We start from the raw sequence: 16,506 nt of genomic DNA on the forward strand, positions 1-16,506 counted from the left end.
CTGAGGAACTACGCCATGACCACCACCCAGAGCACGGAAGTCCCCACGAAGGCGGCGCTCCCGCCCGCCACCAGCACCGCCGTACGGGTCCAGAACGCCGTCATCAAGTACGGCTTCATCTTCGTCACGGTCGCGCTGTTCCTGTACTTCGCGCTGAGCGAGGGCTCCTTCCGCGAGTCGGCGACCCTCCTCGACACCCTCCGCTACGTCTCCGTCGCCGCGATCCTCGGCCTCGGCGTCACCCTCACCATGGCCGTCGGCGGGATGGACATGTCCGTCGGCGCGGTCGCGGGCCTCGGCGTCTCGGTCGCCGCCCAGACGATGGTCGTCCAGAACCAGGTCGGCACGGTCGCCATCATTGCGGTCCTCGCGGCCGGCGCCCTCGCGGGCCTGCTCAACGCGCTGCTGATCGTCGTCCTGAAGATCCCCGACATGCTCGCCACCCTCGGCACCATGTTCGTGATCCAGGGCGGCAAGCTCATCCTGGTCGACGGCCAGTCCATCACCCCCGGCATGACCCTGGACGACGGCACCACCGCCCCCGGCAGATTCACCGCCGGGTTCCTGCGCATCGACCGCGGCACGGTCCTCGGCATCCCCGTCTCGGTCCTCATCTTCGGCGGCCTGACCCTCGCCGCCTGGGTCTTCCTCGCCCGCACCCGCTGGGGCCGGGTGCTCTATGCGATCGGCGCCAACCCCGAGGCCTCCCGCCTGGCCGGCATCCGCGTCGGCGCGTACCGGGCGCTGGCCTACGTCCTCTCCGGCGTCCTCGCCTCGATCGGCGGACTGATCCTGGCGTCCCGCATCGGCCAGGGCGACGTATCCGCCGGCACCTCGCAGCTGCTGGAGGCGGTGGCCGTCGCGCTCGTCGGCACCTCGGTGCTCGGCCGCGGCCGTCCCAACGTCTGGGGCACGGCCCTCGGCGCGGTCCTCATCGGCATCATCACCACCGGCCTGACCATCAAGGGCCTGCCTTACTACACCCAGGACGTCGTCGAGGGCGCGGTCCTCATCCTCGCTCTGGTCTTCAGCTTCACCCTGTCCAAGCGCCGCACCGCATAAGGGAGTTCTCCCACCATGGGCTACCGCATCCTGGAGACCGACGACATCCCGGCGTACCTGCGCGAGCGCGGCCACTGGGACGACCTGGACGACATCGCCGTACGGGAGGTCTCCGACGGCAACGTCAACCGGGTCTTCCTGGCCTCGAACGCCGCCGGCACCCGCAGCCTCGCCCTCAAGCAGGCCCTGCCCTGGGTGCGCGTCGCCGGTCCCTCCTGGCCGCTGAGCCCCGACCGCGCGAACGCCGAGGCCCGCGCCTACGAGCAGCTCGCCAGGGTCGCCCCCGACGAGATCCCGGCGATCCACGGCTACGACCCCGAGAACTACGCCCTCGTCATGGAGGACCTGTCCGACCTGGAGGTCCTGCGCACGCTCCTGAACGAGGGCGCCTCCTACGGCCCCCACACCTCGGTGCAGATCGGCCGCCTGGTCGCCCGACTCGCCTTCTCCACCAGCGACTTCGGCATGCCCTCCGCCGAACGCAAGGCCCTGGTCGCGGCCTCGGTCAACCCGGAGCTCTGCAAGATCACCGAGGACGTGGTGCTGTCCGAGCCGTACATCGAGCACGAGCACAACCACTGGCACGAGGGCGTGGCCGACCTGGCGGCGGCCTTCCGCTCCGACTCCCCGCTGCGCACGGAGGTCGCCGACCTCCGCCACGTCTTCATGACCAGCGCCCAGGCCCTTCTGCACGGGGACCTCCACTCGGGCAGCGTCATGGTCGGCACCCGTGAAGGCGCCCCGGTCGTGCGCGTCTTCGACCCCGAGTTCTCCTTCGTCGGCCCGATCGGCTTCGACCTCGGCCTGTACTGGGCCAACGCGCTGGTCTCGGAGGAACGGGCCCGCGCCCTGGGCCGCCTGACGGACCACGCAGACCAACTCCGGCTGTCCTGGGAGGCGTTCGAGACGGAGTTCCGCCGCCTGTGGCCGACCCGCGTCGACACCTTCTTCGACGACGCCTACCTGGACCGCTTCCTGGGGCGGGTCTGGACCGACTCCCTGGGCTTCGCGGGCACCGAGATCGTCCGCAGGATCATCGGCTTCGCCCACCTGACCGACCTGACCACCCTGGACGACCCGGTCGAGGCGTCCCGCAGGGCTCTGCTGACCGGGCGCGAACTGATCGTGCGCCGCGCGGAGCTGGCGACGCCGGACGATGTCAGGGCAGTAGTCGCGACGGACAGACGACGAGGGTGCTGACCGTCCCGTCGCCCCACAGGGTGGTGTTCATCAGCAGGCGGCCGTCGAGGCTCATCACGGTGAACTCCGGGACGAACCTGCGGCCCATGTAGAACCGCATCCACAGGGGCAGCGGGCCGTCGTCGCCACCACCCAGGTCCCATTCGTCCAGCAGCCGCACACGGACCCATTCCCACTCGCTGTCGACGTCCTCGGGGTCCGAGTAGTCGACGCACAGCAGGAACTCACGGCCGTCGTCGAGAAGTCCGTACTCGACGGCCATGTCGTGCCAGCCGGCCCGCACCTTCGCCGGCAGATCCGGGTCGTCGATGTCCACCAGGGGGGAGTCGATCCGTCCGTGCTCGCGCAGACAGCTCGCCGCTCCGCGGTCGGGCGGTGTCGGCAGGGGCGGGACCTCGTCCTCGGCCAGGCGGCGCAGGAAGCGGAAGCCACCGGGGGCGAGCAGGGCGGTCATCTCGGCGTCGGTGATCGTCACGGCCGTACCGTAGACGGCGCACGGACCTGTCTGCCCGCCCTTTTCCCGTTCCCGGACCGCCGAAAGGGGCCCGCCCCTTTCCTGGACAGGCGAAAGGGGGCGGCCCTTCGATGAGGGGCCGCCCCCTTTCGCATGCCGGCCCCCATAGGGGGAGGTGCCGTTCTCGGGACGCCGGCCCCGGTCGGGGAGGGTGGGGCCGGCGTCCAGCGCTACTTCTTGTCGAGCACGTCCTGCACCTTCGCGCGCACCTCGTCCGTGGCCAGGCCGCGGATCGTGAGGGTCGTACGGCGGCGCAGCACGTCGTCCTGCGTCTCGGCCCACTCGTTGTCCCGGGCGTAGACGACCTGCGCCCAGATCTCCGGGGCGTCGGGGTGCACCCGCTCGCCCAGCTCGGGGTTCTCGTTGGCCAGGCGGGCGATGTCGAAGGCCAGCGAACCGTAGTGCGTCGCCAGGTGCTTCGCCGTGTCGGCGGCCATTCGCGGACCCGGCGCCGGGTTGTCCACCAGCAGCCGGTGCGCGACCGCGCGCGGGTTGGCGACACCGGGCAGCGGGAGCTTCTTCGGCAGCGAGGAGATGGGCTCGAAGTCGTCGCCCAGCGGGTGGCCCGGCAGCGCCTCCAGCTTCTGCATGACCGTACGGCCGATGTGCCGGAACGTCGTCCACTTGCCGCCCGCGACGGACAGCATCCCGCCCCGGCCCTCCGTGACCACGGTCTCGCGCTTGGCCTTCGCGGTGTCGCCGGGACCGCCCGGCAGCACTCGCAGGCCGGCGAAGGAGTAGGTGATCAGGTCACGGCTCAGCTGCTGGTCGCGGACCGAGAACGCGGCCTCGTCCAGGATCTGGGCTATGTCCTTCTCGGTGACCTGGACGTCCGCCGGGTCGCCCTCGAACTCCTCGTCGGTCGTGCCGAGCAGCAGCATGTCCTCCCAGGGGAGGGCGAAGGTGATGCGGTACTTGTCGATGGGGGTGGCCAGCGCGGCCTTCCAGGGGGAGGTGCGCTTGAGGACCAGGTGCGCGCCCTTGGACAGGCGGATGGACGGGGCCGCGTTCGGGTCCTCCATCCGGCGCAGGTGGTCCACCCACGGCCCGGTCGCGTTGAGCACCAGCCGGGCGTTCACGCCGAACTCGTCACCGGACTGCCGGTCGCGCAGGTCCGCGCCGGTCACCCGGCCCTTGGTGAACCGGAGCCCGGTCACCTCGGCGTGGTTCAGCACGACCGCGCCCGCCTCGACGGCCGCACGGACCGTCATCAGCGCCATGCGCGCGTCGTTCATCTGGTCGTCGCCGTACACGGCCACGGCCTTGAGGTTCTCGGTGCGCAGCTCGGGCACGTCCTGCGCCGCCTTCGCGGGGGACAGGAGGTGGCCGACGCCGTCGCCGAACGCGGAGAGCGCGGAGTAGGCGAAGACGCCCGCCCCGAGCTTCGCCGCGCCGTGCGGTCCACCCTTGTACACCGGGAGGTAGAAGGTGAGCGGGTTCGCCAGGTGAGGGGCCACCTGGCGGGAGACCGCACGGCGCTCGAAGTGGTTCTCCGCCACCAGCTTCACCGCGCCGGTCTGAAGGTAGCGCAGACCGCCGTGGAGCAGCTTGGAGGAGGCGGAGGAGGTGGCGCCGGCGAAGTCGCCGGCGTCGACCAGGGCCACCCTCAGGCCGGACTGCGCGGCGTGCCAGGCGGTGGAGATGCCCAGGATGCCGCCGCCGATGACGAGAAGGTCGTACGACGCCTTGGCGAGCTGCTCCCGGGTCTCGGCGCGGCTCGGGTTGGAGCCGGAGGCCGGGCGCGTACCGAGGGCGGGCACGGACTGGAGGGTGGACTGACTGGTCATGTGGGGTTCTAACTCCTCTTCAGAGCCGCAGAGGGGGGTGTTTCTCTCAGCTCTCGTCGTCCTCGAGCCAGCCCATGGTCCGCTCGACGGCCTTGAGCCAGCTCTTGTACTCACGGTCGCGGGCGTCCGCGTCCATGCGGGGGGTCCACTCGGCGGCCCTGCGCCAGTTGGCGCGCAGGTCGTCGGTGCTGGTCCAGAAGCCGACGGCGAGACCGGCGGCGTAGGCGGCACCGAGGCAGGTGGTCTCGGCGACCATCGGGCGCACCACGGGGGCGTCCAGGAAGTCCGAGAGGGTCTGCATCAGCAGGTTGTTGGAGGTCATGCCGCCGTCGACCTTGAGGGCCGCGAGCTCGACGCCCGAGTCCTTGGTCATGGCGTCCGTGATCTCACGGGTCTGCCAGGCGGTGGCCTCCAGGACGGCGCGGGCCAGGTGCGCCTTGGTGACGTACCGGGTCAGACCGGCGATCACACCGCGGGCGTCGGAGCGCCAGTACGGGGCGAACAGGCCGGAGAAGGCCGGAACGAAGTAGGCGCCGCCGTTGTCCTCGACGGAGAGCGCGAGCGTCTCGATCTCGGCGGCGGTGGAGATCAGGCCCATCTGGTCGCGCATCCACTGCACCAGCGAACCGGTGACGGCGATCGAGCCCTCCAGGGCGTACACCGGCTTGTCGTCACCGATGCGGTAGCCGACCGTGGTCAGCAGGCCCGAGTAGGAGTTGATGATCTTCTCGCCGGTGTTCATCAGCATGAACGTGCCGGTGCCGTACGTCGACTTGGCCTCGCCCTCGGCGAAACAGGTCTGGCCGAACAGGGCCGCCTGCTGGTCGCCGAGCGCGGAGGCGACCGGGATGCCGCCGAGCAGGTCGCCCAGCTTGCCGCCGGTGACCTCGCCGTAGACCTCGGCGGAGGAACGGATCTCCGGCAGCATCGACAGCGGCACGCCGATGGACTCGGCGATCTTCTCGTCCCACTCCAGGGTGTGGAGGTTCATCAGCATGGTGCGGGAGGCGTTGGTGACGTCGGTGTAGTGCTTGCCGCCGTCGACACCACCGGTTAGGTTCCAGATGACCCAGGTGTCCATCGTGCCGAACAGGATGTCGCCGCGCTCGGCGCGCTCGCGCAGGCCCTCGACGTTGTCGAGCAGCCAGCGGGCCTTCGGGCCGGCGAAGTACGAGGCGAGGGGCAGACCGGTCTCGCGGCGGAAGCGGTCCTGGCCGACGTTGCGGCCGAGCTCCTTGCAGAGGGCGTCGGTGCGGGTGTCCTGCCAGACGATGGCGTTGTGGACGGGCTCACCGGTGTTCTTGTCCCAGAGGAGAGTGGTCTCGCGCTGGTTGGTGATGCCGATGGCCTTGATGTCGTCCCGGGTGATGCCGGCCTTCTGGATGGCTCCGGCGACGACTTCCTGGACGTTGGTCCAGATCTCGTTGGCGTTGTGCTCGACCCAGCCCGGCTTCGGGAAGATCTGCTCGTGCTCCTTCTGGTCGACCGAGACGATACGGCCGTCCTTGTCGAAGACGATGCAGCGGCTGGACGTGGTGCCCTGGTCGATCGCGGCGATGAAGGGGCCGGCGGTGTGGGCGTCGGTCACTGTGTGCTCCTGGGATTCCGTGAGGGAAGGGGACGTTCTACCGGTGCTTTAAGCGAAAGCGACGTTGTAGATGCCTGCGGCGATCGCACCGCCGATCAGCGGACCGACGATCGGAACCCAGGCGTAGCCCCAGTCGGAGCCGCCCTTGTTGGGCAGGGGCAGGAGGGCGTGCACGATACGCGGACCGAGGTCACGGGCCGGGTTGATGGCGTACCCGGTCGGACCACCGAGGGACAGACCGATGGAGACCACGACGAACGCGGTGATCAGGGCGCCCAGGGTGCCCAGGCCCTTGCCGTCACCGTTGAGGCCCTGGGTGAGCACGGCGAGTACCAGCACGATGGTGCCGATGACCTCGGTGGCGACGTTCTGCCAGGCGACCCGCACCTCGGGTCCGGTGGAGAAGACGCCCAGGACCGGGCCGGCGCCCTTCTCCTGCGCCTCGACGGCCTTGGCGGCGGTGGCCTGCGCGCCCGGAGCACCGACGATCTCCTTGTCGGTGAGGTGCGCGTGGAACTGGCCGTAGTAGGCGATCCAGACCAGGGCCGCGCCGATCATGGCGCCGAGCAGCTGTCCGCCCCAGTAGATCGGGACGTCACTCCAGGAGATGCCGTCCTTCTTGAGCGCGAGCGCCAGCGTGACGGCCGGGTTGAGGTGGGCGCCGGAGAGCGGCGCCGAGGTGTACACGGCCGTCAGAACGGCGAAACCCCACCCGAAGGTGATGGCGAGCCAGCCGGCGTTGCGGGCCTTGGAGGCCTTCAGCGTCACGGCGGCGCACACGCCTCCGCCGAGCAGGATGAGTATGGCGGTACCGATGGTCTCGCCGATGAAGATGTCGGAGCTGGACACCCGCGACTCCTTTGTCCTTCGTCCAGGGGACCGAACCCCGGGTCCCTCCGGTGGTTCGAGCTGCCCTCGGGGGTGAGAGCGATGCCGGCCCTTGGCTTGTCACACTCTAGCGCGTATTGCCGGTAGGTGTTCGACAATGCCGACCGATGGACGGGAGTCTTTCTCCGGCGTTACGTGCACGTCAAGAGTTTGGGTGTCGAAAACACGATCGTTATGGATACCTGTGCGTCAACGATCTTGTTCGAGTGGTTTGTGGCGTTGTGTCAGGGAACGACAGAGGGCCGGTCGTCACCTGACGTACCGGCCCCTCCCGGTCCTCGGAACCGGATCTCGCGTGTCCTCAGAAGCGCCCAGCGCCCAGGTCCCGCGACACCGCGCGGGCACAGTCCCGCACCGCCGCGATCAGCTCCGGACGCAGCGCGCCCTCCTCGTCGGGCCGGCACAGCCGCTCCACCGCCCCGGTGATGCCGACCGCGCCGACCGGCATGCGCCGCCGGTCATGGATGGGTGCGGCGACGGAGGCCACGCCCTCCCAGGTCTCCTCGACGTCCGCCGCGTACCCACGCGCGCGCGTGAGGTCGAGGATCTGCTCGAACGCGTCCAGCTCGCACACGGTCCGGTCGGTGAACGCCTTGCGGTCGCTCTCCAGCGCCTCGCTGTGCGCCACCGGGTCGTACGCCGACAGCACCTTGCCCAGGGCCGTGCAGTGCAGCGGCTGCATGGCCCCGATCTCCAGCACCTGCCGGCTGTCGTCGGGCCGGAAGACGTGGTGCACGATCAGCACGCCCTGCTGGTGCAGCACGCCCAGGTGGACGCTCTCGCCGCTGGAGCGGGCCAGGTCGTCCGTCCACACCAGCGCACGCGCGCGCAGTTCGTGGACGTCCAGATAGGTGGTGCCCAGGCGCAGCAGCTCGGCACCCAGCTGGTACCGCCCCGAGGCGTCGTCCTGCTCCACGAACCCCTCCGCCTGGAGGGTGCGCAGGATGCCGTGCGCGGTGCCCTTGGCCAGGTCCAGGGACGAGGCGATGTCCGACAGGCCGAGTCTCCGCTCGCCGCCCGCGAGGAGCCGCAGCATCGCGGCCGCCCGTTCGAGCGACTGGATGTTCCGTGCCATCGCCGTGCTGCCTCCGTCCCCTTCGACTGCCGATTGTTACGGCGTCGCTGCCGCTGTTCGGCAATGCCGAACACTACCGGTCCATGCCGACCTCCCGCTAATGGTCGGTCGGCATCTGTTGCGTCACCGGTCGGCATCTGTTGCATCACCGGTCTCCCGCCGGTGACCTGCCCGCCATCCTCGTCCGTCCCGTGGACGCGCCGACCATCCGCACCCGGACCCGGCTACCCTGGCGTGGTGCGCCCGGAGCGGGACCTCTCGCAGGCGCCGTGAAGCCGACAGCCGTCGCAACTGAGGGAGCCCTTTCATGGCCTCGTCGCCACTGACCCCTTCCGCCGACAGCCGGACCCGTGTGTCCGCGCTCCGCGAGGCGCTCGCCACCAGAGTGGTGGTCGCCGACGGAGCGATGGGCACCATGCTGCAAGCCCAGGACCCCACTCTCGAGGACTTCGAGAATCTTGAGGGCTGTAACGAGATCCTGAACGTCACCCGGCCCGACATCGTCCGTTCGGTCCACGACGCCTACTTCGAGGTGGGCGTCGACTGCGTGGAGACCAACACCTTCGGCTCCAACCACACGGCCGCGTCGGAGTACGACATCGCCGACCGCGTGCACGAACTGTCCGAGGCCGGTGCCCGGATCGCCCGCGAGGCGGCCGACGAGCACACCGCCCGCGACGGCCGTCAGCGCTGGGTTCTGGGCTCCGTCGGCCCCGGCACCAAGCTGCCCACCCTCGGCCACATCGACTACGCCACCATCCGCGACGGCTACCAGGCCAACGTGGAGGGCCTCCTCGCCGGCGGCGCCGACGCCCTGATCGTCGAGACCACCCAGGACCTCCTCCAGACCAAGGCCTCCGTGCTCGGCGCCCGGCGCGCCCTGGAGGCGACCGGCGCCGACGTGCCGCTGGTGGTCTCGATGGCGTTCGAGACCACGGGCACCATGCTGCTCGGCTCGGAGATCGGCGCCGCGCTGACCGCGCTGGAGCCGCTCGGCATCGACATGATCGGCCTGAACTGCTCGACCGGCCCGGCCGAGATGAGCGAGCACCTGCGCTACCTCGCCCGGCACTCCCGCATCCCGCTGCTGTGCATGCCGAACGCCGGACTGCCGATCCTCACCAAGGACGGCGCGCATTTCCCGCTCGACCCCGAGGGCCTGGCCGACGCCCAGGAGAACTTCGTCCGCGACTACGGCCTCTCCCTGATCGGCGGCTGCTGCGGCACCACCCCGGAGCACCTGCGCCAGGTCGTCGAGCGCGTCCGCGACCTCACCCCCTCCGAGCGCACCCCGCAGCCCGAGCCCGGCGCCGCCTCCCTCTACCAGACGGTCCCCTTCCGTCAGGACACCTCCTACCTGGCGATCGGCGAGCGCACCAACGCCAACGGCTCCAAGAAGTTCCGCGAGGCCATGCTGGAGGCCCGCTGGGACGACTGTGTGGAGATGGCCCGCGAGCAGATCCGCGAGGGCGCCCACATGCTGGACCTCTGCGTGGACTACGTCGGCCGCGACGGCGTCGCCGACATGCAGGAACTGGCCGGCCGCTTCGCCACCGCCTCCACCCTGCCGATCGTCCTGGACTCCACCGAGGTCCCCGTCATCCAGGCCGGCCTGGAGAAGCTCGGCGGCCGCGCGGTCATCAACTCCGTCAACTACGAGGACGGCGACGGCCCCGAGTCCCGCTTCGCCAAGGTCACCAAGCTCGCCCGGGAGCACGGCGCCGCCCTGATCGCGCTGACCATCGACGAGGAGGGCCAGGCCCGCACCCCGGAGACCAAGGTCGCCATCGCCGAACGGCTGATCGAGGACCTGACGACGAACTGGGGCATCCACGAGTCGGACATCCTCATCGACACCCTGACCTTCACCATCTGCACCGGTCAGGAGGAGTCCCGCAAGGACGGCATCGCCACCATCGAGGCGATCCGCGAACTCAAGCGCCGCCACCCCGACGTCCAGACCACGCTCGGCCTGTCCAACATCTCCTTCGGCCTCAACCCGGCCGCCCGCATCCTGCTCAACTCCGTCTTCCTCGACGAGTGCGTCAAGGCCGGCCTGGACTCGGCGATCGTCCACGCGTCGAAGATCCTCCCCATCGCCCGCTTCAGCGAGGAGGAGGTCCAGACCGCCCTCGACCTCATCTACGACCGTCGCGCCGAGGGCTACGACCCGCTACAGAAGCTGATGGCCCTGTTCGAGGGCGCCACCGCCAAGTCCCTCAAGGCCGGCAAGGCCGAGGAGCTGGCCGCGCTCCCGCTGGAGGAGCGCCTCAAGCGGCGCATCATCGACGGCGAGAAGAACGGCCTGGAGGCCGACCTCGACGAGGCCCTCCAGACCCGCCCCGCCCTCGACATCGTCAACGACACCCTCCTGGACGGCATGAAGGTCGTCGGCGAGCTCTTCGGCTCCGGCCAGATGCAGCTGCCGTTCGTCCTCCAGTCCGCCGAGGTCATGAAGACCGCCGTCGCCCACCTCGAACCGCACATGGAGAAGGTCGAGGGCGACGAGGCCGGCAAGGGCACCATCGTGCTCGCCACCGTCCGCGGCGACGTCCACGACATCGGCAAGAACCTCGTCGACATCATCCTGTCCAACAACGGCTACAACGTGGTCAACCTCGGCATCAAGCAGCCGGTCTCCGCCATCCTGGAGGCCGCCGAGGAACACCGCGCCGACGTCATCGGCATGTCGGGGCTCCTGGTCAAGTCCACGGTGATCATGAAGGAGAACCTGGAGGAGCTGAACCAGCGCGGACTCGCCGCCGACTTCCCCGTCATCCTCGGCGGAGCGGCGCTCACGAGGGCGTACGTCGAACAGGACCTCCACGAGATCTACGAGGGCGAAGTCCGCTACGCCCGCGACGCGTTCGAGGGACTGCGCCTCATGGACGCCCTCATCGGCGTCAAGCGCGGCGTGCCCGGCGCCAAGCTGCCCGAGCTCAAGCAGCGCCGGGTGCGCGCCGGTGCCGTGGCCGTGCAGGAGGAGCGGCCCGAGGAGGGGCACGTCCGCTCCGACGTGGCCACCGACAACCCGGTGCCCACGCCGCCGTTCTGGGACACCCGGGTCATCAAGGGCATCCAGCTCAAGGAGTACGCCTCCTGGCTCGACGAAGGCGCCCTGTTCAAGGGCCAGTGGGGGCTCAAGCAGGCCCGCACCGGCGAGGGACCGACCTACGAGGAGCTCGTCGAGACCGAGGGCCGGCCCCGCCTGCGCGGCCTCCTCGACCGGCTCCAGACCGAGAACCTCCTCGAAGCCGCCGTCGTCTACGGCTACTTCCCGTGCGTGTCCAAGGACGACGACCTGATCATCCTGGACGAGCAGGGCAACGAACGCACCCGCTTCACCTTCCCGCGCCAGCGCCGGGGCCGGCGGCTGTGCCTCGCCGACTTCTTCCGTCCCGAGGAGTCGGGGGAGACCGACGTGGTGGGCCTCCAGGTCGTCACCGTCGGCTCCCGGATCGGCGAGCAGACCGCCAAGCTGTTCGAGGCCAACGCCTACCGCGACTACCTCGAGCTGCACGGACTGTCCGTCCAGCTGGCCGAGGCCCTCGCCGAGTACTGGCACGCGCGCGTGCGGTCCGAACTCGGCTTCTCCGGCGAGGACCCGGCCGACGTCGAGGACATGTTCGCCCTGAAGTACCGCGGTGCCCGCTTCTCGCTGGGCTACGGCGCCTGCCCCGACCTGGAGGACCGCGCCAAGATCGCCGACCTGCTCCAGCCCGAGCGCATCGGCGTCCACCTCAGCGAGGAGTTCCAGCTCCACCCCGAGCAGTCCACCGACGCGATCGTCATCCACCACCCGGAGGCGAAGTACTTCAACGCCCGCTGAGACCTCTCACCCGGCGAGGCCTCTCACCCGGCGAGGTATCTCACTCGGCACACTGATCGGATAAGTCGTACACTGGTCGGTCCACCGCAGGCCGGTTCCCTTCGTGGGAACCGGCCTGCTCGTCCCTCAAGGAGGTACGTGGATGACCAGCACGGTCCCCGCACCAGTAACCCGTACGGCCGACGGCTCCGCCCTCCAGGCCGTCCTCCTCGACATGGACGGCACCCTGGTGGACACCGAGGGCTTCTGGTGGGACGTCGAGGTCGAGGTCTTCGCCCGCCTCGGCCACACCCTCGACGACTCCTGGCGCCATGTCGTGGTCGGCGGCCCCATGACCCGCAGCGCCGGCTTCCTCATCGAGGCCACGGGCGCCGACATCACCCTCCCCGAGCTCAGCGTCCTGCTCAACGAGGGCTTCGAGGAGCGCATCGGCCGCGCCCTGCCCCTGATGCCGGGCGCCATGCGGCTGCTCGCCGAACTCTCCGCCCACCGGATGCCCACGGCCCTGGTCTCCGCCTCGCACCGGCGGATCATCGACCGCGTCCTCACCTCCCTCGGCCCCCGGCACTTCGCCCTCACGGTCGCCGGCGACGAGGTGTCGCGCACCAAGCCCCACCCCGACCCGTATCTGTTCGCCGCCGCCGGACTGGGTGCGGATCCGGCCAGATGCGCGGTCGTCGAGGACACCGCGACCGGAGTCGCCGCGGCCGAGGCGGCAGGCTGCCAGGTCGTGGCCGTACCCTCGGTCGCCCCCATCCCGCCCGCCCCCGGCCGCACCGTCGTCGGCTCCCTCGAAGAGGTCGACCTGACGTTTCTGCGCGGCTTGATCAGCTTTCGATGATCCTTCGATGACGGAAATGCCTCCGCTGTTCACCCAGCGTGCAACGCGGATAGCGCGGTAATTCCCCAGATCCCCGTCGCCGGAATTCGAACCACGCCGGATGGCCGAATTCCGGTCGGCTGCCGCCCCGTTACGGGTGTGAGGTTCCCCACTCGGCGGAGGCTCGACAGCCAGGCCGGGCTGTGCCGGACGCGCCGCTTCCGCGGGCCCGGCCGTGCCTATGTGTCCCGATTCATGGAACCCTGCACTAATCCTTCCCCTGTCGGGTTTTCGGTGTGTCCACGCCCGGTTCCGCTGTGTGATGGCACTTCAACTCCGGTACCCGCGAACCCTCCTTCAGGTGCGGACTAATCTCCTGCTGAGAACATCGCCCCACCCCCGTGATCCGCCGCACCACCCATGCATGCCGGTTACACGGACCCAAGAGCTCTGGAGAAACTCGAGCATGAACCGCAAGACTTTGGTGCTGCCGGCCGTCATCGGTCTGCTCGCGCCGGTGCTCGCCGCCTGCGGCGGGACCGACGCCGGCAGCGGCTCGAGCGACGCGATCGGCGTCGGCACCACGGACCGGTTCACCGCCACGAAGGACGCCCCGGCGCCGCTCGACCCCGCATACGCCTACGACGTCGGCACCTGGAACGTCCTGCGCCAGACCGTGCAGACCCTGATGATCCAGCCCAAGGGCGACGGCGAACCCGTCCCCGAGGCAGCCCAGTCCTGCGGCTTCAGCGACAGCGGCAACGAGCGCTACGTCTGCACCCTGCGCGACGGCCTGAAGTTCGCCAACGGCCACGCCATCACCGCGGCCGACGTGAAGTACTCCATCGACCGGGCCCGTGCCCTCAAGGCCGATTCCGGCGTCTTCGCGCTGCTCTCCACGATCGACACCGTCGAGACCAAGGGCGAGCGGGAGGTCATCTTCCACCTCAAGACCGCGGACGCCACCTTCCCGTACAAGCTCTCGACCCCGGTCGCCGGCATCGTCGACCCCGAGGACTACCCGAAGGGCAAGCTCCGCGACGGCTTCGACGTCGACGGCTCCGGCCCCTACACCATGAAGGCCGACGTCAAGAACGACGAGCTCGTCGACGCCGTGTTCACCAAGAACCCCAACTACAAGGGTTCGTTGACCGTGAACAACGACAAGGTCGAGCTGCGCTCCTACGCGGACGCCGACAAGATGGGCGAGGCCCTCGAGAAGGGCGACATCGACCTCATCACCCGCACCATGTCGCCGGCGCAGATCAACAAGCTCTCCAACGAATCCGGCGGCGCGGTCGACCTCGTCGAGATGGCCGGCCTGGAGATCCGCTACCTGGCCTTCAACACCAACGCGCCGACTGTGAAGTCCCGCGCCGTACGCCAGGCCATGGCCCAGCTGATCAACCGCAGCGAACTCGTCTCCAAGGTCTACGGCACCCAGGCCGAGCCGCTCTTCTCGCTGGTCCCGGCCTCCATCACCGGCCACTCGAACGCGTTCTTCAACAAGTACGGCGACCCCAGCGTCACCAAGGCCAAGTCCCTCATGGCCCAGGCCGGCGTCAGCACCCCGGTGAAGCTGACCCTGCACTACACGACCGACCACTACGGTCCGGCCACCAAGGAGGAGTTCGAGGACCTCCAGAAGCAGCTCAACGACAGCGGGCTCTTCGACGTCAGCATCCAGGGCGCTCCCTGGGACACCTTCCGCCCGGCCGAGCAGAAGGGCAAGTACGACGTCTACGGCATGGGCTGGTTCCCGGACTTCCCCGACGCCGACAACTACCTCGCGCCCTTCCTCGACAAGGACAACTTCCTCGGCTCGCCGTACGCCAACAGCAAGATCCGCAACACCCTGATTCCGGACTCCCGCCGCGAGGCCGACCGCATCGCCGCAGCCGGAAGCCTGACCGAGATCCAGGACATCGTCGCCAACGACGTCCCCGTGCTGCCGCTGTGGCAGGGCAACCAGTACGTCGCCGCGCGCGACGACGTCACGGGCACCGCCTACGCGCTCAACTCCTCGTCGACGCTGCAGCTGTGGGAACTCGGCAAGGGCGTGAGCGGCTGACCGGCCGTCACCCCCTTCGCCCCGGGCCGCGGGACCGGCCCGGGATTCCAACAGAATCGACGACAAGGCACTCGCACGTGAACAAGCGCATCCAGTGGCCGGTCCTGCCGATCGTGGCGGGACTGGCCTCCGGCCTGTTGACCGGCTGCGGTACGGACTCGGGTGACTCCGGGTCCGGCGGCTCCTCTGTGGTCATGGGCATGTCCGACGACGTCCTCGCCACCGACCCGGCCTCCGGCTACGACCCCGGCTCCTGGCTGTTGTTCAACAACGTCTTCCAGTCGCTGCTCAGCTTCCCCAAGGGCGGCACCGAACCGGAGCCGGACGCCGCCCGGAAGTGCGAGTTCACCGACACCAGGACCCAGGTGTTCACGTGCACGCTCAAGGACGGCCTCAAGTTCAGCAACGGTGACGCGCTCACCTCGAAGGACGTGAAGTTCTCCTTCGACCGCACGCTGAAGATCAACGACGACGCCGGTCCGGCGATCATGTTCCCGATGCTCGAGAAGGTCGAGACCCCGGACGCCAAGACCGTCGTCTTCAAGCTCAACACCCCGGACGCCACCTTCCCCAGCAAGATCGCCTCCGGCGCCGGCTCGATCGTCGACCACACCCAGTACGAGGCCGACGGCCTGCGCAAGGACGGCAAGGCGGTCGGCTCCGGCCCGTACAAGCTCGACTCGTTCGACGACGATGAGGCCGTCTTCTCCGTCAACGAGAACTACAAGGGCACCGCCGAGACCCACAACTCCGGCGTCACCCTGAAGTTCTTCCACGGCGACCAGGCCGCCCTGAAGACCGCGCTGACCGACAAGAAGGTCGACCTCGCCTACCGCGGTCTGACCGCCGGCGACATCACCGACATCGAGAACGCCTCACCCGACTCCGGGGTCGAGGTCGTCGAGGGCACCAGCGCCGAGGTCCAGCACCTCGTCTTCAACATGAAGGACCCGGTCGCCGGCAAGGTCGGCGTCCGCAAGGCGATCGCCTACCTCCTCGACCGCGAAGCCCTCATCCACGACGTCTACCAGGGCACCGCCACCCCGCTCTACTCGATCATCCCGGCCGGTATCGCGGGCCACAACACGGCCTTCTTCGACACCTACGGCGCCGAGCCCTCCCGGGCCAAGGCCGCCACCGCCCTCGCCGACGACAACGTCACCGGCAAGGTCAAGCTGACCCTGTGGTCCACGCCCTCCCGCTACGGCCCGGCCACCGACCAGGAACTCAAGACCATCGCCAAGCAGCTCAACGCCAGCGGGCTGTTCGACGCCAGCGTGAAGTCCGTGGCCTTCGGCCAGTACGAGAAGGACATCGCCGCCGGCAAGTACGGCGTGTACGTCAAGGGCTGGGTCCCCGACTACCCGGACGCCGACAACTTCACGGCGCCCTTCTTCGGCAAGGGCAACGTGCTGGACAACAACTACAGCAACAGCAAGATCACCGGCACGCTCATCCCCGAGACCGCCGCCCAGCCGGACCGCTCCGCCACGGACGACCACTTCGGCACCCTCCAGGACATCGTCGCCGACGACGTCCCCGTCCTGCCGGTCTGGCAGGCCAAGCAGTACGCCGTCGTCCGCGACGACGTCTACGGCCTGGAGTACTGCCTCGACGCCTCGACCGTCTTCCGCTTCTGGGAGCTCAGCAAGGGCTGAACCGGCCCTGTGGA

The 16,506-nt window shown here is 69.3% G+C and carries 11 protein-coding genes; 6 read left to right on the forward strand and 5 right to left on the reverse strand.

What is annotated here, in order from left to right:
- Positions 1–15 precede the first annotated feature (15 nt).
- Together IF54_RS0129850 and mtnK are read left to right on the forward strand one after the other, a co-directional pair.
- A complete protein-coding gene (locus IF54_RS0129850; protein ID WP_030324315.1) occupies positions 16–1,062 on the forward strand; it encodes an ABC transporter permease in 1,047 nt (348 codons plus the stop codon).
- A 15-nt stretch (positions 1,063–1,077) separates the two neighbouring features.
- Positions 1,078–2,262 carry an S-methyl-5-thioribose kinase gene (gene mtnK, locus IF54_RS0129855; protein ID WP_030324317.1) on the forward strand — a complete coding sequence of 395 codons (1,185 nt, stop codon included), beginning with the start codon at positions 1,078–1,080 and terminating at the stop codon, positions 2,260–2,262.
- On the opposite strand, the gene IF54_RS0129860 is transcribed toward mtnK, so the two are convergent.
- From IF54_RS0129860 to IF54_RS0129880, 5 genes are all read right to left on the reverse strand, one after another.
- Positions 2,222–2,737 carry a hypothetical protein gene (locus IF54_RS0129860; RefSeq protein WP_030324319.1) on the reverse strand — a complete coding sequence of 172 codons (516 nt, stop codon included), beginning with the start codon at positions 2,735–2,737 and terminating at the stop codon, positions 2,222–2,224. The genes mtnK and IF54_RS0129860 overlap by 41 nt on opposite strands.
- 209 nt (positions 2,738–2,946) lie before the next feature.
- On the reverse strand, positions 2,947–4,563 hold the full coding sequence (locus IF54_RS0129865) for a glycerol-3-phosphate dehydrogenase/oxidase (protein WP_030324321.1): 1,617 nt from the start codon (positions 4,561–4,563) through the stop codon (positions 2,947–2,949).
- Between the two features lie 46 nt (positions 4,564–4,609).
- Positions 4,610–6,151 carry a glycerol kinase GlpK gene (gene glpK / locus IF54_RS0129870; RefSeq protein WP_030324323.1) on the reverse strand — a complete coding sequence of 514 codons (1,542 nt, stop codon included), beginning with the start codon at positions 6,149–6,151 and terminating at the stop codon, positions 4,610–4,612.
- 48 nt (positions 6,152–6,199) lie between these two features.
- Positions 6,200–7,000, reverse strand: a complete 801-nt coding sequence (locus IF54_RS0129875) for an MIP/aquaporin family protein (protein WP_030324325.1) — start codon at positions 6,998–7,000, stop codon at positions 6,200–6,202.
- A 340-nt stretch (positions 7,001–7,340) separates the two neighbouring features.
- Entirely contained in the window at positions 7,341–8,114 is a 774-nt protein-coding gene (locus tag IF54_RS0129880) for an IclR family transcriptional regulator (RefSeq protein WP_020139263.1), read from the reverse strand.
- A 307-nt stretch (positions 8,115–8,421) separates the two neighbouring features.
- Between IF54_RS0129880 and metH the strand changes: the two genes are divergently transcribed.
- The 4 genes from metH (at position 8,422) to IF54_RS0129900 (ending at position 16,492) form a co-directional block, all read left to right on the forward strand.
- Positions 8,422–11,943: a methionine synthase gene (metH, locus tag IF54_RS0129885; protein ID WP_030324328.1), complete on the forward strand. Its 3,522-nt coding sequence runs from the start codon at positions 8,422–8,424 to the stop codon at positions 11,941–11,943.
- A 142-nt stretch (positions 11,944–12,085) separates the two neighbouring features.
- On the forward strand, positions 12,086–12,784 hold the full coding sequence (locus tag IF54_RS0129890) for an HAD family hydrolase (protein WP_030324329.1): 699 nt from the start codon (positions 12,086–12,088) through the stop codon (positions 12,782–12,784).
- Between the two features lie 445 nt (positions 12,785–13,229).
- Complete coding sequence (locus IF54_RS0129895; protein WP_030324337.1) at positions 13,230–14,834, forward strand: ABC transporter substrate-binding protein; 1,605 nt, start codon at positions 13,230–13,232, stop codon at positions 14,832–14,834.
- 77 nt (positions 14,835–14,911) lie between these two features.
- Positions 14,912–16,492: an ABC transporter substrate-binding protein gene (locus tag IF54_RS0129900; protein ID WP_030324343.1), complete on the forward strand. Its 1,581-nt coding sequence runs from the start codon at positions 14,912–14,914 to the stop codon at positions 16,490–16,492.
- Positions 16,493–16,506: the final 14 nt, after the last annotated feature.

The organism is Streptomyces sp. NRRL B-3229, from assembly GCF_000719505.1.
Classification (GTDB): Bacteria; Actinomycetota; Actinomycetes; order Streptomycetales; family Streptomycetaceae; genus Streptomyces; species Streptomyces griseorubiginosus.